General features: G+C 43.6%; 20 protein-coding genes. 6 read left to right on the top strand and 14 right to left on the bottom strand.

Annotated elements, in window-relative coordinates:
• Positions 1-46: 46 nt before the first annotated feature.
• Positions 47-1,708 (bottom strand): energy-dependent translational throttle protein EttA, encoded by a 1,662-nt coding sequence (ettA, locus tag M2R47_RS05675; RefSeq protein WP_249100175.1) that lies wholly within the window; start codon positions 1,706-1,708, stop codon positions 47-49.
• A 531-nt stretch (positions 1,709-2,239) separates the two neighbouring features.
• Here ettA and M2R47_RS05680 point away from each other — a divergent pair.
• Complete coding sequence (locus tag M2R47_RS05680; RefSeq protein ID WP_249100177.1) at positions 2,240-3,034, top strand: carbonic anhydrase; 795 nt, start codon at positions 2,240-2,242, stop codon at positions 3,032-3,034.
• 276 nt (positions 3,035-3,310) lie between these two features.
• On the opposite strand, the gene M2R47_RS05685 is transcribed toward M2R47_RS05680, so the two are convergent.
• The 8 genes from M2R47_RS05685 to M2R47_RS05720 form a co-directional block, all read right to left on the bottom strand.
• A complete protein-coding gene (locus M2R47_RS05685) occupies positions 3,311-3,940 on the bottom strand; it encodes a 3-oxoacid CoA-transferase subunit B (RefSeq protein ID WP_249100180.1) in 630 nt (209 codons plus the stop codon).
• A 14-nt stretch (positions 3,941-3,954) separates the two neighbouring features.
• Positions 3,955-4,659, bottom strand: a complete 705-nt coding sequence (locus M2R47_RS05690; protein ID WP_249100183.1) for a CoA transferase subunit A — start codon at positions 4,657-4,659, stop codon at positions 3,955-3,957.
• Positions 4,660-4,688: 29 nt separating this feature from the next.
• Positions 4,689-6,029: a short-chain fatty acid transporter gene (locus tag M2R47_RS05695; protein WP_249100186.1), complete on the bottom strand. Its 1,341-nt coding sequence runs from the start codon at positions 6,027-6,029 to the stop codon at positions 4,689-4,691.
• 49 nt (positions 6,030-6,078) lie between these two features.
• Positions 6,079-6,870, bottom strand: a complete 792-nt coding sequence (locus M2R47_RS05700) for a 3-hydroxybutyrate dehydrogenase (RefSeq protein WP_249100188.1) — start codon at positions 6,868-6,870, stop codon at positions 6,079-6,081.
• Between the two features lie 46 nt (positions 6,871-6,916).
• A complete protein-coding gene (locus M2R47_RS05705; RefSeq protein ID WP_249100191.1) occupies positions 6,917-8,302 on the bottom strand; it encodes a GntP family permease in 1,386 nt (461 codons plus the stop codon).
• Positions 8,303-8,504: 202 nt separating this feature from the next.
• On the bottom strand, positions 8,505-9,827 hold the full coding sequence (locus tag M2R47_RS05710) for a TRAP transporter large permease (protein WP_249100193.1): 1,323 nt from the start codon (positions 9,825-9,827) through the stop codon (positions 8,505-8,507).
• Positions 9,828-9,840: 13 nt separating this feature from the next.
• The gene (locus M2R47_RS05715) at positions 9,841-10,371 is read right to left on the bottom strand and encodes a TRAP transporter small permease (protein WP_249100196.1); all 531 of its coding nucleotides are present in this window, start codon (positions 10,369-10,371) and stop codon (positions 9,841-9,843) included.
• Between the two features lie 68 nt (positions 10,372-10,439).
• On the bottom strand, positions 10,440-11,513 hold the full coding sequence (locus M2R47_RS05720) for a TRAP transporter substrate-binding protein (RefSeq protein WP_249100198.1): 1,074 nt from the start codon (positions 11,511-11,513) through the stop codon (positions 10,440-10,442).
• Positions 11,514-11,705: 192 nt separating this feature from the next.
• On the opposite strand from M2R47_RS05720, the gene M2R47_RS05725 reads away from it, so the two are divergent.
• Positions 11,706-13,391 carry an arylsulfatase gene (locus M2R47_RS05725; protein ID WP_249100201.1) on the top strand — a complete coding sequence of 562 codons (1,686 nt, stop codon included), beginning with the start codon at positions 11,706-11,708 and terminating at the stop codon, positions 13,389-13,391.
• Position 13,392: 1 nt separating this feature from the next.
• Positions 13,393-14,610 carry an anaerobic sulfatase maturase gene (locus tag M2R47_RS05730; protein ID WP_249100204.1) on the top strand — a complete coding sequence of 406 codons (1,218 nt, stop codon included), beginning with the start codon at positions 13,393-13,395 and terminating at the stop codon, positions 14,608-14,610.
• A 29-nt stretch (positions 14,611-14,639) separates the two neighbouring features.
• Here M2R47_RS05730 and maiA read toward each other — a convergent pair whose 3' ends face one another.
• The 3 genes from maiA to M2R47_RS05745 all read right to left on the bottom strand — a co-directional run bounded on the left by maiA (position 14,640) and on the right by M2R47_RS05745 (position 16,959).
• On the bottom strand, positions 14,640-15,275 hold the full coding sequence (maiA, locus tag M2R47_RS05735; RefSeq protein ID WP_249100206.1) for a maleylacetoacetate isomerase: 636 nt from the start codon (positions 15,273-15,275) through the stop codon (positions 14,640-14,642).
• 54 nt (positions 15,276-15,329) lie between these two features.
• The gene (locus M2R47_RS05740; RefSeq protein ID WP_249100209.1) at positions 15,330-16,328 is read right to left on the bottom strand and encodes a fumarylacetoacetate hydrolase family protein; all 999 of its coding nucleotides are present in this window, start codon (positions 16,326-16,328) and stop codon (positions 15,330-15,332) included.
• An 82-nt stretch (positions 16,329-16,410) separates the two neighbouring features.
• Positions 16,411-16,959: a VOC family protein gene (locus M2R47_RS05745; protein WP_283162920.1), complete on the bottom strand. Its 549-nt coding sequence runs from the start codon at positions 16,957-16,959 to the stop codon at positions 16,411-16,413.
• 153 nt (positions 16,960-17,112) lie between these two features.
• On the opposite strand from M2R47_RS05745, the gene M2R47_RS05750 reads away from it, so the two are divergent.
• Positions 17,113-18,024 (top strand): LysR family transcriptional regulator, encoded by a 912-nt coding sequence (locus M2R47_RS05750; protein ID WP_249100213.1) that lies wholly within the window; start codon positions 17,113-17,115, stop codon positions 18,022-18,024.
• A 16-nt stretch (positions 18,025-18,040) separates the two neighbouring features.
• On the opposite strand, the gene M2R47_RS05755 is transcribed toward M2R47_RS05750, so the two are convergent.
• Positions 18,041-19,591 carry a phospholipase D family protein gene (locus tag M2R47_RS05755; protein WP_249100216.1) on the bottom strand — a complete coding sequence of 517 codons (1,551 nt, stop codon included), beginning with the start codon at positions 19,589-19,591 and terminating at the stop codon, positions 18,041-18,043.
• A gap of 228 nt (positions 19,592-19,819) precedes the next feature.
• On the opposite strand from M2R47_RS05755, the gene phhA reads away from it, so the two are divergent.
• Positions 19,820-20,617: a phenylalanine 4-monooxygenase gene (gene phhA / locus M2R47_RS05760; RefSeq protein WP_249100219.1), complete on the top strand. Its 798-nt coding sequence runs from the start codon at positions 19,820-19,822 to the stop codon at positions 20,615-20,617.
• A gap of 42 nt (positions 20,618-20,659) precedes the next feature.
• A complete protein-coding gene (locus M2R47_RS05765) occupies positions 20,660-21,010 on the top strand; it encodes a 4a-hydroxytetrahydrobiopterin dehydratase (protein ID WP_249100221.1) in 351 nt (116 codons plus the stop codon).
• Positions 21,011-21,074: 64 nt separating this feature from the next.
• On the opposite strand, the gene nhaC is transcribed toward M2R47_RS05765, so the two are convergent.
• Positions 21,075-22,454: a Na+/H+ antiporter NhaC gene (gene nhaC / locus M2R47_RS05770; RefSeq protein WP_249100224.1), complete on the bottom strand. Its 1,380-nt coding sequence runs from the start codon at positions 22,452-22,454 to the stop codon at positions 21,075-21,077.
• Positions 22,455-22,543 lie beyond the last annotated feature (89 nt).

Genomic DNA, 22,543 nt, shown 5'->3' on the forward strand with positions numbered 1-22,543 from the left:
AATCAAAAAAAACACCAAGCAACTTAAATTGCTTGGTGTGATAATATTAACCCCCAATCTTCTTATATTTCATTCTCTTAGGCGTGGCATCTGCCCCAAGTCGTTCTTTACGCCATTTTTCATATTCTGAATAATTGCCGTCAAAAAATTCAGGCTCTTCATTTTCAAACGACAAAATATGCGTACAAATACGGTCCAAGAACCATCGGTCGTGCGACACCACCATGACCGTACCAGGGAACACCTGCACCGCATCTTCCAAGGCACGCAAGGTTTCCACATCAAGGTCGTTGGACGGTTCGTCAAGCAAGATGACATTCGCCCCTTGTTTTAAGGTTTTGGCAAGTTGTAAGCGATTGCGTTCACCGCCCGACAGATTGCCCACCAGTTTTTGCTGGTCTTGACCTTTAAAGTTAAAACGCCCAATATAAGCACGGCTTGGCGTGGTGTACTCGCCCACGGTAATCATATCAAGCCCGTCCGAGACTTCTTCCCACACGGTTTTGTTGTCGTCCAGATTATCACGCACCTGCCCCACATAGGCGACTTTCACGCTCTCGCCCACTTCTACCGTGCCAGTATCGGGCTTGTCTTTGCCGGTAATCATATTAAACAGCGTGGTTTTACCTGCACCGTTCGGCCCAACAATCCCCACAATCGCCATTGGCGGCACGGTAAAGGATAAGTTTTCATACAGCAAACGACCGTCAAAGGATTTGGAGATGTTCTTGACCTCAATGACTTTATTACCTAGGCGTGGTCCTGGTGGGATATAAATTTCTGCTGTTTCATTACGCTGTTGGAACTCACGAGAGTTCATCTCTTCAAAGCGTTCTAGGCGGGATTTGGATTTGGCTTGCTGACCTTTTTGATTTTTGCGTACCCATTCTAGTTCTTGCTTTAAGGCTTTGGCAAAGGCTTCTTCTTGCTTTTGTTCTTGTTCTAGGCGTTTATTTTTTTGTTCTAGCCATTCGGTGTAGTTGCCTTGATACGGATAGCCATAGCCACGGTCAAGCTCCAAAATCCACTCAGCAACATTGTCAAGGAAATAGCGGTCGTGGGTAATCGCCACAATCGTGCCTGAATAATCTTTTAAAAATCTTTCAAGCCACGCCACACTCTCAGCGTCTAAGTGGTTGGTCGGCTCATCAAGCAGCAGCATATCAGGCTTAGATAAAAGCAGTCGGCACAATGCCACACGGCGTTTTTCACCGCCAGACAGCTTAGAAACATCAGCGTCCCACGGTGGCAAGCGAAGTGCGTCCGCTGCTTTTTCAAGCTGGGTATTTAGGTTGTGAGCGTCCCACGCTTGAATGATGTCTTCCATTTTGCCTTGTTCTACGGCAAGTTTGTCAAAGTCAGCATCAGGTTCGGCATATTCGGCGTAGATTTGGTTTAGGCGTTCAAGGGCATCTAGGGCTTCACGCACACCATCTTCTACATTGCCACGCACATCTTTGGCAGGGTCTAGCTGGGGTTCTTGGGGTAAATAGCCAACTTTAATGCCTGCTTGGGGGCGAGCTTCACCACTGTATTCGGTGTCCACGCCTGCCATAATGCGTAGCAAGGTGGATTTGCCTGCACCGTTTAGCCCCAATACGCCAATTTTGGCACCTGGGAAAAATGACAATGAAATGTCCTTTAAAATCTCTCGCTTAGGCGGGATGATTTTGGACACTTTGTTCATTGTATAAATATATTGAGCCATAGCTATCCTTTTGATTTAAAAGAAAAATTTTAAAAATTGACCACACTCTTATTGCTAAGATCAATGGTAAGCTTAACCGCTTATTATCGCATTGTTTTGTATGGCTAGCAAGGTGTTTTGTCTGAGATTTTCCAGGGTGAATATACATCAATGATTGATGTATATTCACTAATGATAAATAATAAAAAAGAAGCTGGCACATATAATGTACACACCATCATAAAAAACCAATCGCCATAACACGACAAAAGTCAATTGAAAGCCACCTAAATTCTTCGCGACAAAAATTTACTGTCGAGCATCAAATATTTGCTAGGTATGCAAAATAATGCAGTTATGCAATGCCATCACAAAATACGATTGACAATACAACATCATCTGGTTTAAGCAGCCAATCTGACACAACCCACAAATTTTTTATAAAATTCTTGCCCAATTATTAAAATTTACTAATTTTTATAACAATCATACTGCTTTCTTTCTTAAAATAAAAATTGTATAATAAAACCTCCCAATCTTAAAGGAATTGTTATGAAAAATATTCTACTACCTCTTGCAATTGTTGCTTTAGTCAGTGCCTGCGCCACCAATCAAAAAATTCAACCAGTTAAACCGCACACTCATACACATCACGATCACGACCATCACGACCATGGTTGGGATTACGCACATCCAGAAAAATGGGGCGATCAGGAAGTCAATCGTCTGTGCAAAACAGGTGTTGGTCAGTCGCCCATCAACATTCATCAGGTTACCAAGCCAGCACCCAACTCAAAAGGTCAATTCAACCTAAAATCAAATTACCACACAACAGACTTTGAAGTGGTCAACAATGGCCACACCATTGTCTTTAATGCCAAGAGCGATAATAATACCCTAAGTATCAATGGCGTTAATTACAAATTGCTACAATTTCATTACCATGTACCAAGTGAACACACTGTCATGAATGCGTTCTATCCACTAGAAATTCATTTCGTGCATCAAAACGCCAGTGGCAATCTAGCAGTTGTGGGCGTATTGGTAGATAAAGGTGCCCACAACGCTGATTTCAATAAAATCTTAACAAACCTACCTACAACAGCAGCAACCAAAGGTATGCTAAAAAACTTTAATATTGAAACCTTAATGCCAAAGAATAGTGCAACTTACGCCTATGACGGATCATTAACCACACCTCCTTGTAGTGAACAAGTACAATGGCTCCTAAAAGCCAATCCAATAAGCGCAAGTACTGCACAGCTCAATACGCTATCAAAATTGTACAATGGGAATAACCGTCCAGTGCAGCCACAAAACAATAGAACAGTTTATGTAATTGAGTGATTTTTTAGCTTTTTTATCAAGAAAGCATCTTGATGGTGCTTTCTTGATAAGCCCCTACCCAATCCTACTTAAAATCAAAAAATCTCCTATTTGGGTTCTATTAAACCCAAAAGGCTTTTATCTTGTTGGCAGGTTTGAGTAAGACAATCAACCCAGCATCACAACAAGACTCAATCAATTTTTAACAAATGGGCGCACCACTTTTTCAAACCAGCCATCTTTAATAAAAATGGCGATCTCCCAAAATAGAAAACCGCCATTTAGATACAGTTGCCATCACTGAATGACCGCCACCCCAGTTTTGCTTTGCAATTCATCAAAACTGACACCATCTGCAAGCTCAATAAGTTTCAATCCCTTGTCGGTAACATCAAGCACTGCCAAATCAGTAATAATGCGATGCACCACGCCTTTGCCTGTCAAAGGCAAATCGCAATGCGGCTTGATTTTAAACGAGCCGTCTTTGGCGGTATGCTCCATCAGCACCACCACTCTTTGCACGCCTGCCACCAAATCCATCGCACCGCCCATTCCCTTGACCATTTTGCCTGGTATCATCCAGTTGGCAAGATCGCCCTTTTCAGACACTTCCATTGCCCCCAAAATCGCCAAATTGACCTTACCGCCACGAATCATCGCAAAGGACTGAGAACTACTAAAAAAACTTGCCCCTTTAACGGTGGTAACCGTTTGCTTGCCTGCGTTAATCAAATCAGGGTCAATGGTGTCCTCTGTGGGAAATTCACCAATCCCCAATAGACCATTTTCTGATTGAAGCATCACGCTTACACCTTTTGGGATATAATTGGCAACCAAAGTTGGCAAGCCAATACCCAAATTGACATAATAGCCGTCTTTTAGTTCACTGCTTGCACGCTGTGCCATTTGCTGTCTTGTCCACGCCATTTTTTGCTCCTAGATTATTGGTCTTGTTTGATAGTACGCTGTTCAATGCGTTTTTGTGGATTTTTATTAACCACAATGCGATGCACATAAATGCCAGGCAAATGAATGTCATCAGGGTCAAGCTCGCCTGTTTCTACCAACTCTTCCACTTCTACCACGCAAATTTTGCCAGCAGTTGCCACATCAGGGTTGAAGTTTCTGGCAGTTTTGTTAAATATCAAATTACCTGCTTTGTCCGCCTTGTATGCCTTAACAAGGGCAACATCAGCCGTCAATGACCGTTCGAGCAAATACTCCGCTCCGTCAAACTCACGCAATTCTTTGCCGTCCGCCACCTGCGTTCCCACGCCTGTTTTGGTATAAAAAGCAGGAATGCCAGCACCACCAGCACGCAATTTCTCAGCAAGCGTGCCTTGTGGTGTCAGCTCCACTTCCAGCTCACCACTTAAAAATTGGCGTTCAAACTCTTTGTTTTCACCGACATAAGAGGCAATCATTTTTTTGATTTGGCGAGTTTGTAATAATAGCCCCAAGCCAAAGTCGTCCACGCCTGCGTTATTGCTGATACAAGTCAAACCCTTGACACCGCTATCACGCAATGCCAAAATCAACGCCTCTGGAATACCACATAAGCCAAAACCACCAATGGCAAGGGTTTGACCGTTTTTGACAATGTCTTTTAATGCTAATTCGGCACTGTCATACACTTTTGAAGTCATAAAACACTCCTGTTTTGTTAAAAATATGTTTATGTTAAAAAGAAAAATCCGCCTGTGATAATCACACCTGACGCCACCAAAACCATTAAACAATAACCCATAATGGCACGTGCATCAAGCCCTGCAATACCAAGTAACGGCAATGCCCAGAATGGCTGAATCATATTTGTCCACGCATCACCCCACGCAATCGCCATAGCCGTTACAGCAGGGTCTACGCCCAATTTGACGCCAGCAGGTATCATCACTGGTCCTTGCACAGCAAACTGGCCCCCACCTGATGGCACAAAAATATTGACAAGTCCTGCACTCAAAAAAGCCAAGACAGGGAAAGTGTCTTTAGAGGCGACATTCACAAAAAATTCGCTAATCTGCGAACCAATAGAGATACCATCTACACTCGCCCCTGTCATCAAACCCATAATCCCCCCATAAAATGGGAACAAAATCACAATACCTGTGATGCCATTGATACCACCGTCTACCGCACGGTAGTAGCGTTCTAGCGAGCCGTGAGCCAGCAAACCGACAAATAAAAATAAACCAATGACAATATTTAAACCCAAACTAAAACCATTTTCGCCAAATTCTGCCACATAATAAAGCAGTGCCATACCTAAAAGCAACACAGCTACCATACGGCCATCATCCAGTTTTTGTGCAGGGGTCGTGCGTGGTGGTAACTGGTATTGTTGCTCTTCAATGAGTTTTGGGTCAATAAGCGTTGGCTTTTTGGGTTGCATAAAACGGTTTAATAATGGAATAATAACAAGCAAAAGCACAACGATAATCAAGTTATAACCAGAAAATAAAGTTTGTGATACAGGTACAGCTTCTGTGATAACATCACCTGTCAATTTTTTTAGAGTGTCTCCGCCAGAGCTTAAGGTCAAAGGCACCGAGCCTGACAGCCCGCCGTGCCAAATCACAAAACCTGAATAAGCCGAAGCCACCAATAAAGGATAGTCCACATTTTTGACTTGTTTGGCAATCGCTTTGGCAAATACCGCACCTACAACCAAACCAAATCCCCAATTCAGCCACGAACCAACCAAACCAACTAAGGTAACCACCACAATCGCTGTGCTAGGCGACTGGATACGACTTGCCAATTTGCTTAACAATTTTTGCACAATCGGTGCATTGGCAAGGGCATACCCTGTTACCAAAATTAACGCCATCTGCATCGCAAAGCCGTGTAGCGACCACAAGCCTTTACCCCAATGTCCTGCCATTTGTAGAGCGGATTGTCCTGTCAAAGCCAGACCTGCAACAAAAGCGATAAAGGTTAAAATAATAGAAAACACAAACGGTGAAGGCAAATAGCGGTTCACCAATTGTACGCTTGCGTTGGTAATCAGTTGTAACATAGCAAAATCCTTTTAAAAATGAAAAAATCACCAATTTACATTCTAACGCCTACCGCATTCCCCAACCGTGGCTGGCAATAAACGACTGCCCTGTAAAGACATTGCTGTCAAATGCTGCTAAAAATAAGGCAAGCTCACTAATATCTTGCGTGGTGGTAAACTCGCCGTCCACCGTTTGCCCAAGCATAATATTTTTCACCACTTCTTCTTCGGATATTCCCTTTTCACGAGCTTGTTCGGGGATTTGTTTTTCTACAAGCGGTGTTTTGACAAAACCTGGACAGATGGTGTGGCTACGCACATGATGCTCCGCCCCTTCTTTTGCCAATACTCGGCACAGTCCAAGCAGTCCGTGCTTGGCGGTTACATAAGGGGCTTTGTAAAGCGATGCTTCGTGCGAATGCACCGACCCCATATAAATCACCGTGCCAGATTTTTGGGCGTACATATATTTTAGCACCGCCTGCGTGGTCAAAAATGCCCCATCCAGATGAATGGCAAGCATTTTTTTCCAGTCATCAAAAGCAAGTTTGTCAATGGGATCGATGATTTGCACGCCTGCATTGGAAATCAAAACATCAATTGTACCAAATGCTTTGGCAAAGCTGTCCACGCCTGCCACGACTTCATTTTGGTCAGCGACATTCATCACAATGGCAAGTGCCTGACCGCCTTCTGCAGTGATTTCATCACAAACGGCTTTGGCATTGGCTTCATTGATATCCGCCACGCCAACGCTTGCTCCTGATTTGGCAAATGCCAATGCCATCGCTTTGCCAAGCCCAGACCCTGCACCTGTGATCAGAGCGGTTTTGCCTGTTAAATGATAAGAAATACTCATTAGATTTTCCTTCTAAAAAACATTATTAATTCAGCACCAATCAATCTTAAAACGACCCAAAAATCGTCCCTAGCACAATGACACCAATCATCGCCAAAAATGGTATGGCAATCGTTACTGCGGCGACATTCAAGTATGATTGTTTGTGGTTTAAATGACAAATAGACAGCAATGTGATTACCGCACCACAATGAGGCAGAGTATCAAAACCACCCGATGCCATCACCGCCACACGGTGTAACAACTCTGGGTCAATGTTGTTGGCAATCGCCATATCAAGATAATCCTTACCCAATGTCTGCAAAGTGATTGACAAACCCCCTGATGATGAGCCTGTAATCCCTGCCAATGCAGTCATTGCCACCGCTTCTGAAATCAGAGGATTGTTTGGTGCTATTGACAGCACACCATCTTTGATGATTGTAAAACCTGCCAGTGCCGCAATCACCGCACCATAACCCACTTCCGATGCGGTATTAAAAATCGGCAACATTGAACCATAGACGCCTGTATTGACAGAAGATTGTAAGTTTTTTAGACGCTTTAAGTTAAAAACAACCAACACCGCACAAGAAATCAACAACGCAATGATGATTGACCAAATTCCCAACTGACTTTCAACCACCAAATTAGGGAATTTTTCATTTAAAAAGCCAAAATCCACTTTTGGAAAAACCACATAAGTCAGTAAGGCGTTAATGCAAATCACCAAAATCAGTGGCAATACTGCCAATAAAAACGGCATATCACTCGTCGCCAAAGCGTCTTTTGCACCATCATTATGTTCGCCATAGCCCTCACCTTTATCGGCGGCAAGTTTTGCTTGGCGCTTTAACCAAAACATACCAAGACCAAAAATGAACGCCGAAGCAATCAGACCAAGACCAGGGGCTGCGAAGGCATTGGTACCATAGTATGGGATGGGGATGGCATTTTGAATGGCTGGCGTTCCAGGCAAAGCCGTCATGGTGAAGGTAAATGAACCCAAAGCGATGGTGGCAGGAATGAGTCTTTTGGGGATATCAGCTTCACTAAATAACTTTTTGGCGATGGGATAAATCGCAAATGCCACAACAAACAGCGACACACCACCATAAGTCAACAGGGCACACACCAAGACCACCACCAAAATGGCATGCTTGGCGGTGAGTTTTTGAGTTATTGCGTTGACAATGGAGGTTGCTGCACCAGAATCAGCCATCAACTGACCAAACAATGCCCCAAGCAAAAAAATGGGGAAAAATTTAACCAAATAATTACCAGCAGACTTCATGAAAGTTTCGCTATAAGCAGGCAGTAATGTCGCCCCATCGCCAGATAACAATACTGCGATTGCTGCCATTAAAGGAGCGATGAGAAGTACCGTCCAGCCACGATACGCAAAATACATCAATAAAATGAGCGAAATGATGATGGGCAGCGTTGCCAACATGATAAGTTTCCTTTTTATACCGTGATGTCTTAAAGCAAATGCCCATCCTAATCCCACATCACTTGGTGAGCAATCTATTGCTTACTGGCAGGCATTTTAACACTAATATTTCTTTGTAAGCAATCATGAATACTGGCGAATAAAGCACGCCAACCACCCGCCGTTCTGTCAAGCACTCATTGACTGTCATACTTAGCAAATCTTAGCCCAACACATGCACAAGCCACAATGCCAGTGACGGCATGAATACCAACGCTAAAATGCGTGTCAAATCCGCACATAAAAATGGCACCACACCTTTGTAAGTCTCTTTAATCGCAACATCTTTGGCAAGACTATTGATCACAAAAATATTCATACCAACAGGCGGTGTGATCAAACCGATTTCTACCACCATTAACGCCAACACACCAAACCACACGGCTTTATCAGTCGGATTTAGTCCCCAAAAATCCATCCCCATAATGATGGGAAAAAACACAGGAATGGTCAGCAAAATCATAGACAAGCTGTCCATGACACAGCCTAATACGATATAAATGGCAATCATGACGAATAACACTGTTAAGGGTGCCATGCCACTGCCCAACACCCATTGAGCAAGCTCATATGGCATTTGCGACAAAGCGAAAAAAGCATTTAACACATCCGCACCAATCAAAATCAAAAAAATCATGGCAGTCGATGCTGCTGTATCAAGAAGTGCCTGCACAAAGCCATCTTTGGTCAATTCTTTGGTCAAAAAAGCCAATATTCCAACCGCAACCGTACCAACTGCGGCTGCTTCGGTTGGGGTAAAAATACCGCCATAAATCCCACCAATCACCAATGTAAAAACCGCCACGACTGGCCACACGCCTTTTAGCAACCTGATGCGTTCCGACCAGCTGACATAAGGCATTGCAGGACCACTGTTAGGCACCACACGCACATAAATTGCAATGGCGATCATGTACCCCAACATGGCAATAACCCCAGGAATCAGTGCTGCCATGAACATTGAGGCGACATTCTGTTCGGTCAGTACTGCATAAATCACCAAAACCACTGATGGCGGAATCAAAATACCCAAAGTGCCACCTGCCGCCAAAGCACCTGTGGACAAGGCATCAGAATAATTAGCGCGTTTTAGTTCAGGCAAGGCGACTTGCCCCATCGTTGCAGCCGTGGCCAAAGACGAACCACAGATTGCCCCAAAGCCTGCACACGCTCCTACCGCACTGATTGCCGCACCACCACGATAATGCCCCAAAAAGGCATTGGTAGTTGCAAACAATCGCTTGGACAATCCGCCTCGAGAAGCTAAGTTACCCATCAATAAAAACAGTGGTACCACAGATAGGTCATACACTGAAAATCTTGCAAAAGGCATACTTTTTAAGTAGTTTAATAATGGCAGCCATCCTGCAAGCATGGCATAACCCAATGCCCCAGCAACCAGCATGGCCACACCGATATGAATACGAAACACAAGTAAAAATATCGTAAAGCCACCCATTGCCAAACCAATAACCATCGAATCCATCACACAATCCTTTTTATTTAATATCGTACTGTTTAAAGAATCGCCAAGCAGTATAGAACGCCGTCAAGGCCAGCAAGAAAAAGCCTGGTGCAATCGTCACATGAGCCAACCATTCTGGCAATCCCAAAATCATGGTTTTCGTGCCATACTTAAAAGCCGACACCGCACCAAAATAGCTACGCCACATCAGCACAAGCGCCACCAACCCCAATAAAATGCTGGCAAAAATATCCAAGAATTGTTTGATCACCGCAGGGGCTTTTAAAGTAAAAAAATCCACAATCACATGTGCTTTTTTCATTTGAGCATATGGTAAAAATGCGGCAATCGCTAACGCACAGCCAATTTGCACAAGCTCAACATCCCCCTTAATCGGCGTATTAAAAACTGAACGACCGATGACACTGGCGGTCGATAGCAGACAAATACCTACCAAAATTACCACCCCACCAAAAGCAGACAGCTTAGACCACGCCCACAAAAATCGACCAATTGGGTCGTTCGGTTTGTCCTTACATATCTCAATTTCAAAGGCATCTGTCATAATCACTCCATTGCATGATTGAATAAGCACTCATCTTACGATAAGTGCTTGTGGTTGATTATCAAAGGTTAGTTAGCAGAGGTCGCCATCAGTTCTTTAGCACGATTGATCATTGCCTGACCATCATAACCCTTATCATTCATCTCATCGACCCATTGCGTCTCAACCTTGCGTGTGGCATCTTGAATGCGTTTGACTTCATCAGAGCTGATGGTATTGATCAGATTACCTCTGTCCACCGCCTGCTGACGCGCTTGGGTAATCTCTTCATCCCATGCTTTGCCAATGCTTGCGGAGAATTCTGCACCAGAGTTGCCATCAATCACTTTTTTTAGATCGTCGGACAGACTGTCGTATTTTTGCTTATTCATCACAATGCTAAACAATGCACTATATAACACGGGGTCAGGACTGTTTATCTCAGAGTGATACTTGGTCATTTCGTGCAGCTTTAAGGTAGGTACAACTTCCCAAGGCAAAATATAGCCATCAACCACCCCTTTTGAAATGGATTCTGATAAGCTTGGCAAAGGAATGTTCACAGGCGTAGCTCCTAATGCTTCCAACATCTTATTGGTTAAGCGAGTCGGAGCTCGCATTTTTAATCCCTTAAAGTCTTCTAGCTTGGTGATTGGGCGGACATTGTTATGAATTTGTCCACGATCATGCACATTAAATGCCAGAGGTTTGACTTTTTCAAAATCTTTTTGACCAAACTCCTCGTACATCTGCCAAGCCACTCGACTGCTCTTTTCGCCATCGACGGTCATGAAAGGCAATTCCATCACTTCCATACTCGGAAAACGCCCGGCGGTATAGCCTGGCAAAGTCCATACAATATCTGCCACACCATCAGTCACTTGGTCAATCAATTGGGCTGGAGTGCCGCCAAGTTGCATGGCAGGATAAAATTGACAGCTTAGCTTGCCATTTGACTCGGTAGCGATTTTTTCACACCATGGCTCCAATACCTTTTTTTGACTCATGGCGGTCGCTGGCCAAAAATGAGTAACTTTCAATACCACTTTTTCATCGCCATCGCTTGAATTGGTTGTGGTCTGTGTGCCAATATCATCCGTACAAGCACTCAGCATCAATGCCATCGCACCCATCAGTGCCAATTTTACTCGTCTAACTTTCATGTTAACACTCCTAAAATACCATTTAATTAATTGTCATTCACTCCAAGAGAGCTTCACTGCCTTGATTATTAAACCTCAACTGTGCATAAAAAGGAAAATCGTTTTTTTAATTTATTTATATAAATATACGATAAATATCGACAACATTATTTTTTAAAATACTCTCAATCCACCCAATCAAAGGAATGATCCATGAAATCCATTCATATCAATAAAAAATCGCTTGCCATCGCTGTTGGCTTAATACTATCTGGACTCAATCTATCTACCTATGCCAGTCCTGCACCAACCAAGCCGAACATCTTAGTGATTATGGCAGATGATTTAGGCTGGTCGGATATTGAGCCTTACGGCTCAGAGATTGACACGCCCTATCTGAATGAACTTGCTAAACAAGGCATCAGCTTTACCAACTTTTTCGTATCGCCCTATTCATCACCCAGCCGTGCAATGTTTTTGACAGGAGCGGACCCACATCAAGTTGGGCTTGGCAACATCTATGAGCTGAACACACAAGAGCAATCCGCCGCACCCAATTATGTTGGACATTTAACCAACAACAGCATCACGATTGCACAGCGATTAAAGCAAGCAGGCTACCATACCATATTGTCTGGCAAATGGCATTTGGGTAAAAAACGAGAGCACCAACCGAATGCTTGGGGGTTTGATGACGCTTTTGCCCTACTCAATGGTGAAGCGAACAACTGGCGTTATCAAGACAAGCTAGATTCACCAGACGGAAAAGACTTATATGGTCATAATGGCATGGATGCTCAGCTACCAGAGGGCGAGTTTTCGACAGACTTTTACACCGATTATTTGATAAATAGCCTACGCAAAAAAGACGACAATCAACCGTTTTTTGCTTTTCTATCCTATACCGCACCACACTCACCGCTACAAGCCCCCGATGCGTACATTCAAAAGTACGCAGATCAATACATGGACGGGCCACAAGCATTGGCAAAACATCGCCTAGCCAACCTAAAATCGCTTGGACTGATTGATGAGCATGTCAGACCGCACGAGCTTGTCAATGTGGCAGATTGGGGCAGTCTAAGCGACGACGCCAAAAAAATAGAAGCTAAGCGCATGCAACTGTACGCTGCCATGATTGACAATATGGATCACAACATCGGTCGTGTCATCAATCATCTAAAACAAACAGGTCAATACGACAACACCATCATCTTTTTCCTCTCCGACAATGGGGCAGCGGGAGCATCTCGTGAAGCTTCTAAAAAATGGGGTGGCTGGATCAGCCAATCTCGCCTTAACGACTATGACAATATGGGCAAAGCAAACAGCTATGTTTCAACAGGATCAAGCTGGGCGCAAGCTTCGATGACACCATTTGCATTATTTAAGGGTTACATGAGCGATGGGGCAATCCGTTCACCACTCATCATTTCGGGCAAAGGCATCTCATCAGGCGTGTCAGGCAAATATAGTACAATGCTTGATTTGGCACCCACCATCTTGGATTTGGCAGGAGTGAGCAAAGACACCCCTGTTGACAAAACACCCTTACAAGGCTTGAGTCTAAAAGAAACCCTAGCAAACCCAACCAAAACCCTCACTCAACCCGACACGCCTTATGTCTTTGAGATGCGTGGTGGCAGGCAGGTGCGTTTAGGCAACTTTAAAGCAACATTTTTAAGCACATTACCCGCAGGCATTCCTTCTGACAAGCTACCTGTTGGCAAATGGCGACTTTTTGATATTGTCAATGATCCCAGCGAGACGACGGATATTGCTGATTCACACACTGATATACTGTCGCAAATGCTGGATGCTTATGATAAATATTCAACCGACATGAAAGTCGTCGAACTAAGCCCTACCCGTCCAGTGCCAAAAGCTGATGGAAAATGACATGAAACATCGTGATCAATCAGTCAGCAAGGATAAGTTTGCCTTTGCTTACCATGCAATGCTCAAGCCATCTGGTTCTAAATGCAACATTGATTGTGATTATTGCTTTTATCTGCACAAGCAAGAACTTCTAGCTCAGCCAGAACACCCACGCATGGACATGACAACCCTTGAAAAACACATCAAACAATACATACAAGCCCAAACCACTGACGAAGTGGTCTTTACTTGGCAAGGTGGCGAACCAACCATCATGGGTCTTGATTTTTTTAGACAGGCAGTCACCTTACAAAAATATCATGCCAAACCCAATCAACGCATTGTTAATGATTTACAGACCAATGGTCTGCTACTAGATGATGCTTGGTGCCAGTTTTTAAAACAAGAAAATTTCTTAGTGGGTATTTCTATTGATGGGCCTGCAGAATTGCACGACAAAATGCGAAAAACCAAAAATAAAAAGCCTACACATGCTTTGGTCATGCGTGCGATAGACAAATTACATGCTCATCAAATCCCCTTTCACGCTCTTTGTGTGGTGAATGCTTATAATTCACAAGAACCCATGAAAGTTTATCACTTTTTGCGTGATGATGTTCGCCCCAGAATGATTCAGTTTTTGTCTGCCGTTGAACCCATTTACTTTAATCAGCGGCCCACAAAGTACATTTTTAGGCAAACTGGCCTCCACAACTCATCCACCCATAGCGCCACAACCGATTGGTCCGTCAATCCTAAGGCATGGGGTGATTTTTTGTGTGTCATTTGGCAAGAATGGTTTAGGCGTGATATTGGCAAAGTATTTATCGACCAGTTTGAAAATACAATCAGTCAAGCATTAGGTCTTGGTGCCCAAAAATGCATCACCGCACCCATCTGTGGCAAAGCAGTCGCGATTGAACACGATGGCAGTGTCTATAGTTGCGATCACTTTGTTTACCCAAGCTATCGACTGGGCAATATTCATCACACACATCAAGGCTCTTTGGTATTTAGCGAACAACAAGCGAGCTTTGGCTATGCCAAGCATTTAAAACTACCCAATGATTGTCGGCAATGTGATTATCTTAATCTATGCTGGAGCGAATGCCCAAAAAACCGTTTTACTGCCGACTCCACAGGTGAGTTTGGCTTGAATTATTTATGCCAGGGATTAAAAATATTTTATCGGCAAGTCACCCAAGACTTACCGAAAATATGTGAAAAAATAGGCATGTGATGACAGATTTCATGTCATGATGATTCAAGTTACTCAAAATCCACTTGTTTTTCTGGACTGGCTTGAATGAATGCTTCTAGCTGATTGCAACGCTCTGCCACTTTTAAAATGTTGGGGAAATCTGTCAAGTCCACCTTGAAACGCTTGGCATTATAGACTTGTGGAATGAGCAAGCAGTCTGCCATAGTAATCGTATTACCAAAACAGTATTGACCTCCATGCTTTAACAGCAGTTGCTCCAGGGCGGTAAAATTCAATCGTATCCAATGAGCGTACCAAGCGTGTTTTTGTTCATCACTGACATTCAACTCACTCGACAAATACCGCAAAACTCGCAAATTATTCAAAGGATGAGTGTCGCAAGCGATGATATGGCACATGGATAAGACAATCGCTCTATCAATATGGGCAGATGGCAAGAGTGGTTTTTTTGGGTGATGGGCTTCTAAATAATCCAAAATTGCCATAGATTGTGTGATGACTGTGCCATCATCCAACTGCAAACTTGGAGTCAATTCGCTTGGGTTCTGATTGCGATATTCGTCTGCATGTTGCTCACCTTTGACCAGATGCACAGGCACGATATCATACGGCAATTGTTTTAAATTCAAGGCGATACGCACACGGTAGCTGGCAGAACTTCTAAAATAAGAATAAAGTTTCATGAATGTGTCCTTGGAATGAAAATAACCCCATTAAAAAATAGGGTCATTTCTTTATTAAAATTGTGTCTTAACCGTATTGACAATCTCACCAAAAATGCTATGACCATCCTCATCGTTCATGTAGATCTTGACAGTGTCGCCATCGTCCATAAATTCGGTCTGAGGCTTGCCCGTTTCAATGGTCTCGTACATACGCACTTCCGCCAAGCAGCAATAGCCCACACCGCCGTTTTCTACTGATGAGCCATACAGGCTACCTTGTTTGTTAGACACTGTGCCAGAGCCGACAATGGTTCCTGCTTCAATCTCACGAGTTTTTGTCAAGTGTGCTACCAGACGGGCAAAATCAAAGGTCATGTCCACACCAGCATTAGGGCAACCGAACAGTTTACCATTAAGTTCCACATTTAGTGGCAGATGTACCTTATCATCTCTCCACGCATCACCCAACTCATCAGGTGTTACAAACACAGGGCTAAAAGCACTGGCAGGCTTAGACTGAACAAAACCAAATCCCTTAGCAAGTTCGGCAGGAATCAAGCCACGAAGAGACACATCATTGACCAAACCAATCAATGCAATCGCACGGCTTGCTTCATCCACGCTTGCTCCTATTGGCAAGTCGGTCGTTACCACCACCACTTCAGCTTCAAAATCAATGCCCCATTCTGGCTTTGCCAACACATCGTCTTTTGGTGCGATAAAGCTGTCCGAACCACCTTGATACATCAAAGGATCATCATAAAAAGATTCTGGCACTTCTGAATTTCGAGCTTTGCGTACCAACTCCACATGATTTAAGTACGCTGAACCGTCCGCCCACTGATAGGCTCTGGGCAGTGGCGAGTGGCATTCATTTTGGTCAAACGGCTTACCAGAGTCTGAGGCATTGAGTTCGTCGTAGAGTTTTTGTAGGGCAGGTTTGGCATTTTCCCAATCCTCCAAGGCGGCTTGAAGTGTTGTGATTTGTGGTTCTAAATAGCGACTTAAATCACGGCTGACCACCACCAAACGACCATCTCGATTTTGTGCTTTTAGACTGGCTAATTTCATGACTGATTCCTTTTTTTTGATTCGTTTCACACACAAGTGAATTCGTGTTAGTTTTTTATCTCAACTGCGTAAAGACTTCGTCTTAGTCCACTTCAGGGGGCTCTGTACCATCATGAACCCAGCGAGCATGTTTGGGGGCTTTTTTGGTAACCGCCCATTCATTGAGCATGTCCCACTTGACCTTATCCAAAGCCTTTGCCTGCTTACTGGTCGTAACATCATAAGCAAGTTCAATGCGATGTCCATTGGGGTCAAAAAAGTAAATTGAGTGGAACAATGTGTGATTGGTCGGCCCAAGTACTTCGATGCCCTGACTGATCAGTTTGTCCTTAGTATCAAGTAATGTCTCCATACTCTCCACTTTCAATGCCAAATGCTGTGTCCAAATGGGTGTATTTGGATCTCTTCCCATTTCTGGGCGAGTGGGTAACTCAAAAAACGCCAAGATGTTGCCACCACCAGCATCTAAGAATATGTGCATATAAGGATCATTTTCGCCTGTCGATGGTACTTTATCCTCCCCAATCGCCAGCACAAAATCCATGTCCAAATGTTTTTGATACCACTCTACCGTCTCTTTGGCATCTTTGCAGCGATATGCCACATGATGTACGCCTTGGGTTAATGCCATTTTTATCTCCTTTATGGTTAGCGGATATATTTTTCGCTTGGCTATGAGCACATTTCACCAAAAAAAACGCCGAAAATAAAGCAGGAATTTCTTGATTATTTATCGGTATTTATGATAATTTTGACTCATCATCATCAATCAAGGTTAGTTAGCATGAATCCAGCCAATATTACCTTGCGACAGCTTCGCGCCTTTAAGGCAGTCGCTGAATTGGGAAGTTTTACCAAAGCTGCCGAACAGCTACACATTACCCAATCCGCTCTAAGCGGTCTGATTAAAGAGTTTGAGAGCCTACTGGATTTGCGATTGTTTGATCGCACGACTCGCACCTTATCACTATCAACCACAGGTCAGCACATCTACCCAATGGCGATTCGCATACTTTATGATGTAGAAAACATGGCCACTGAAGTCAGCAGGCTTAAAGATTTGCAAAGTGGGCAAGTTAAAGTTGCTGTGAGTCAGCAACTGGCAGCATCACTCATGCCTGCCGTCATGGCAAAATTTGCAAATAAATATCCTAGCATCAAAGTTACATTGGACGATTGCTCGGTAGATACCGTGATTCAATCCGTCAATTCAGGTGCGGTGGATTTTGGCATCGGACCTGAGAGAGACATTGTTGACAGTTTATCTAGTGAGATGCTGTTTGAGCTACCTTTTTATGTGGTCATGCCAAAAACCCACCCATTTAGCCAGCTGGACCATGTCAATTGGTCGCAACTACAAGGTGAAAACTTAATCACATTGTCAGGCTCATTCAATCAGCTTTTAATGCAAGACTTACCCAGTCAGGATGCGGCCATCATCAAAAATGCTGTCCATCAAGTGAATTTTTTAACCACGGCATTTAGTATGGTAACGCAGCACTTAGGACTTACTTTCTGTTTGCCGTATTCTCGGGCTCGGGTCGCCCAACATGGTCTATGCATGCGTCTTTTGACAGAACCTCGCATCACTCGACCTGCTTTTTTATATCGCAAACGCGGCAGACCTCTATCCGACGCTGCCCAAAAGTTTTATGTCATGCTATGCCAGTATGTGCAAGAAGGTCAATATGAATGAACAACATCAAGAATTACTATAAAAGCCACTCAATCGGCAAATGACTGGCTATCCAAACTTGCACACGACGGTATAAAGAGCTTTCTGGTTCATGGTCTTGCTGAATCATCTCACCATTTTCTTGGGTCGTCCAAATCATCTTGCCTTCATCATCCAAGCTGACGGTGTAAGTATGCTTTGACAGATTGATTGAAAGCTGGTCAATCAAGCTTTTGGCAAGCTTAGGGCTGTCAATGATCAACCCCATTTCAGTATTAAGATTGGCAGAACGCGGATCCATATTAAAAGAGCCAACATATAAATATCGTCCATCCACCACAAAGGTTTTGGCGTGCAAACTCGCCCCCTGCCCATCGTATGCACCTCTGACAGCGGCTGGTTTGACTGTTGCATCATCTTTGAGTTCATAAAGCTTCACACCGCTTTTTAGCAAATCCTTTCTATATTTAGCATATCCTGAATGAACCACCGCCACATCATTGGCAGCAAGTGTGTTGGTCAGCACCCCAACTGACTTGCCTTTTTTAGCAAGATTACTTAGCATTCTCTCTCCTTGCTTGGTTGGCACAAAATAAGGAGAGACAATGACCAGCTCCTTTTGGGCGTTCTCCATCAAGGGGGCAATATACTTGTCCAAAATATTTTGTTCTTGCTGTTTTTTTAGGACTTTACTGGGATGATCACTGATGAGCATGGTCTTTGCCCAAACCAAGGGCATCTGACCATCGGTAAGATATTTGGCAAAATTTGTCTGCATCAATAAACCAAGATATCCTCTGGCCTCATCACTCACACCTGACAGATCAGCAGGTGCGACATTCCCAATGATGACTGACGCAGGATAGGATGATTGATCATTCCAATATCTGTCAAAATCTTCCGCTGTCTGCTGTGCCCCCTGACCCACCACAGCCACATCCAAGTCAGCAAACATGATGCCACTGTTGGCGTCAAAGTATTCATTACCAATATTTCTACCACCTACGATACTAATAATACTGTCTGCGGTCATGGATTTATTGTGCATGCGACGGTTAAGTCTAAAAAAATCCGTCAAATAACCCAATGGGCGAAATTGACGCTGCATGTATGGGTTGAAAAGACGCACTTCAATATTCTGATGATCATCTAATGCTTTAATCACACCATCCATGCCTGCCATTGTGTGATCATCAAGCAGCATCCTCACTCTCACACCACGATCAGCAGCAGCAATGAGTCGTTGACTAAGCAGTCTGCCAGATAGGTCATCATGATAAATATAATACTGCAAATCCAAACTCTGCTCAGCTTTTTCTACCAAAGCCAAGCGTGCCAAGAACGCATCTCGACTGTCTGCCAGCATATAAATACCACTTTCCTTAGCATGCTGAGATATCTGCGGCAAAAGCCGTTTGGCAATCGCACCATCAAGATTGGGTGTCAGATGATGAGAAATGCTCTTTTGGGTGTTGTCTGGCAATTGGCGATAGGTCAGTACCGCCAACACCAATACCGCCACCACGATTGACAATAGTCCAATCACCACTCGCCGCAGCCAAAGCGGTGCATCAAAAAAATTCAACATACTCCAATCCTTAATTAATACCGTGAATGTTATTATAACTCAAAAAAGACACACAACCCCAAAAATCACCATTGACCGCCCAACATTTAACACCAAGACAGACCTTCCGATCCGCACACCATTTATCTAAATATCTGATAAAAAAAGTAAATTTCCCATAGATCATTCGCATCATTTCTCTTATAATAACCCTATCAAGCCAAATCCAAACTATAAAAAGGACATTTTATGCAAGATAAAACTCCTTATAAATCCCACAAGCCTGACGACAACGGATTGATTAACTGGTCGGCAGATGAAAACTCAGTGTGGCATGATTTACAAACTCGCCAACAAAAAAGCATCGTTGGTAGGGCTTATGATGAATATCTCAATGGTCTGACAGCCCTAAATTTACCGATTGATCGCATTCCTCAACTGCCTGATTTGGACGCTGTATTAAAGGGCAGAACTGGCTGGCAAACCGCTCCTGTACCCGCCCTCATCTCATTTGGCAAATTTTTTGAGTTGCTTGCCAACCAAAAATTTCCCGTAGCCACTTTCATCCGTACTCGAGAAGATTTCGATTACATTCAAGAACCTGATATTTTTCATGAAATTGTTGGACATCTGTCTTTATTGACTCATCCTGATTTTGCTAATTTTACGCACATCTATGGCAAGCTGGGACTACAAGCCGATAAAAAGACACGAGTATTTCTGGCAAGACTTTATTGGTTTACGATGGAATTTGGCCTGATTAACACCAAAGACGGTCTTAGAATCTATGGCGGTGGTATTTTGTCATCTCCTGCTGAGACAGAGTATGCCGTCAGTGGTAAGCCAGAGTACCGACCCTTCAATGTCAATGACATTTTAAGAACACCCTATCGCATTGATAAAATTCAACCCATCTATTATGTCATCGACAACCCAGAGCAGCTGTTTTCACTGACCGAAAAATCATTGATGGCTGAAGTGAACAAAGCCATGGAGCAAGGATTATTTGAGCCACATCCAAGCCTGCTTGATGATCAGACGGCATGACAAATAACCTACCCTAAAAACATCGTTAATAAGGAATCTTTTATGAGTGATTTAAAAAGTCAATTTTGTGAAGCTTGTCAAGCCGATGCCCCAAAGGTTACTGATGAAGAGCTTGCTGAATTCATGAAACAGCTACCCGACTGGGCTGTCATCTCCGAGCAAGTAAGCGAGCATCATGTCTTGCAACTCAAACGAGTTTTTAAATTCAAAAACTTCAAAGCCGCTTGGGAATTCGGCGAAAAGCTGATGCACCTTGCCGAATCAGAAGGGCATCACCCTGGAATCTTTGTTGAATGGGGCAAGGTAACGGTTACTTGGTGGTCGCACAGCATTAAAGGCCTGCATAAAAATGATTTCATCATGGCGGTAAAAACGGACGAACTGTTTCAATAACTTCCAATCATTCAAATGATAAAGCAGGGCAACCCCTGCTTTATTCATGCGTCATGACATGGTCTTACCGTGTCTTGGTAATGGTGATGCCAGTGTAACCATAAATCAATGTCAAAATAAAACAAAAATAGCAAAAAAACGCAAAAGGCACATAACTGATGACAGGCATGCCAAACACGCCAGTCAGAAATCCTCCATACACCCCCCATGGCACTAAGGGATTGATGACGGTGCCAGAATCTTCGATGGTGCGAGACAGATTTTTTGGATGCAATCCAAGTCTTTTATATTCTGGTAAAAAAGCATTGCCCGAAAGCAACAAGCTTAAATACTGCTCACCAACCAACACATTAATGCCAAAAGAAGTGAATGCCGCTGCTGCCACGCCACGACTTGCCTTTGTCAATAAATGACGCATGCCATCAAGCAGTGCTGGTAACACACCCAGACCTTGCAATAACCCACCCAACGACAATGCCAAAATCACCAAAATTTGGGTAAAAAACATGCTCTCCAAGCCACCACGAGAGATCAGCTTACCCACATCACCCAACTCTAAGTTTTCGGCAGGTGAATAGCCTTTAAAAAACCAACCACCCAGTTGAGAAAGGCTTGGGCTAGAATGAATATAAGTCAAGCCAACTGCGACCACGATGGTGGCAGCGATGCTATATATGGCGTTCACTCTCATGAGTGCCAATGCAAGCAAAACCACAAAAGGCATGAGTGTATAGCCATGCACCAACCCACTTGACAGCAAGCTGGTCTGTAAGGTAGTAATATTTGAAAAATCACCGCCCAAAGAAGGCATGAATGTAAAAATCAGTGCTGTCATCAGCCAAGCAGGCACTGTGGTGTACATCATGTTTTTGATGTGATCAAACAAATCCACGCCCACAATCGAAGCAGCGATGCTTGTGGTGTCGGATAACGGCGACATCTTATCACCAAATAATGCCCCAGAAACTACCGCTCCTGCCACAATCGCAGGATTTGCCCCAAAGGCATTCGCCATACCCAAAAAAGCCACGCCTACCGTAGCACAAGTGGTAAATCCACTCCCCAAAGCCAAACCAATCACACTTGCCAATATGAAAGCTGACAGATAAAACCATTGTGATGACAGCATCTCAAAACCATAATAAATCAGCGTGGGAATCGCTCCACTCATCATGAGTGCTGACACAAGCAACCCAATGAGCGAAAATAAATAAATCGCCCCCATGCCCGTGGCGACACCGCCTATCATTCTATCTTGCATTGCCTCAAACTTGACACCCTTACATAAGCCGAACATCATCAAACCTAGAATGACAATCAATAAAGATAGCAACGGCACAAAGCCAAGCTGAATCATCGTCAAAGCAAGTACCGCCACCACAATCATGGCAATCAGTAAAGCTTGTTTTGGGGTTGGGTGTAAAAGAGGGGCTTGTTTACTCATAAAGATTCCTCACTGTCTTATGATGACAACTCATCCGCCCTTGTCATCATTCAAACTTATTATAATAAAAAATAACCGCATGATTCAAT

The organism is Moraxella oculi, assembly GCF_023336735.1.
GTDB classification, from domain to species: domain Bacteria; phylum Pseudomonadota; class Gammaproteobacteria; order Pseudomonadales; family Moraxellaceae; genus Moraxella; species Moraxella oculi.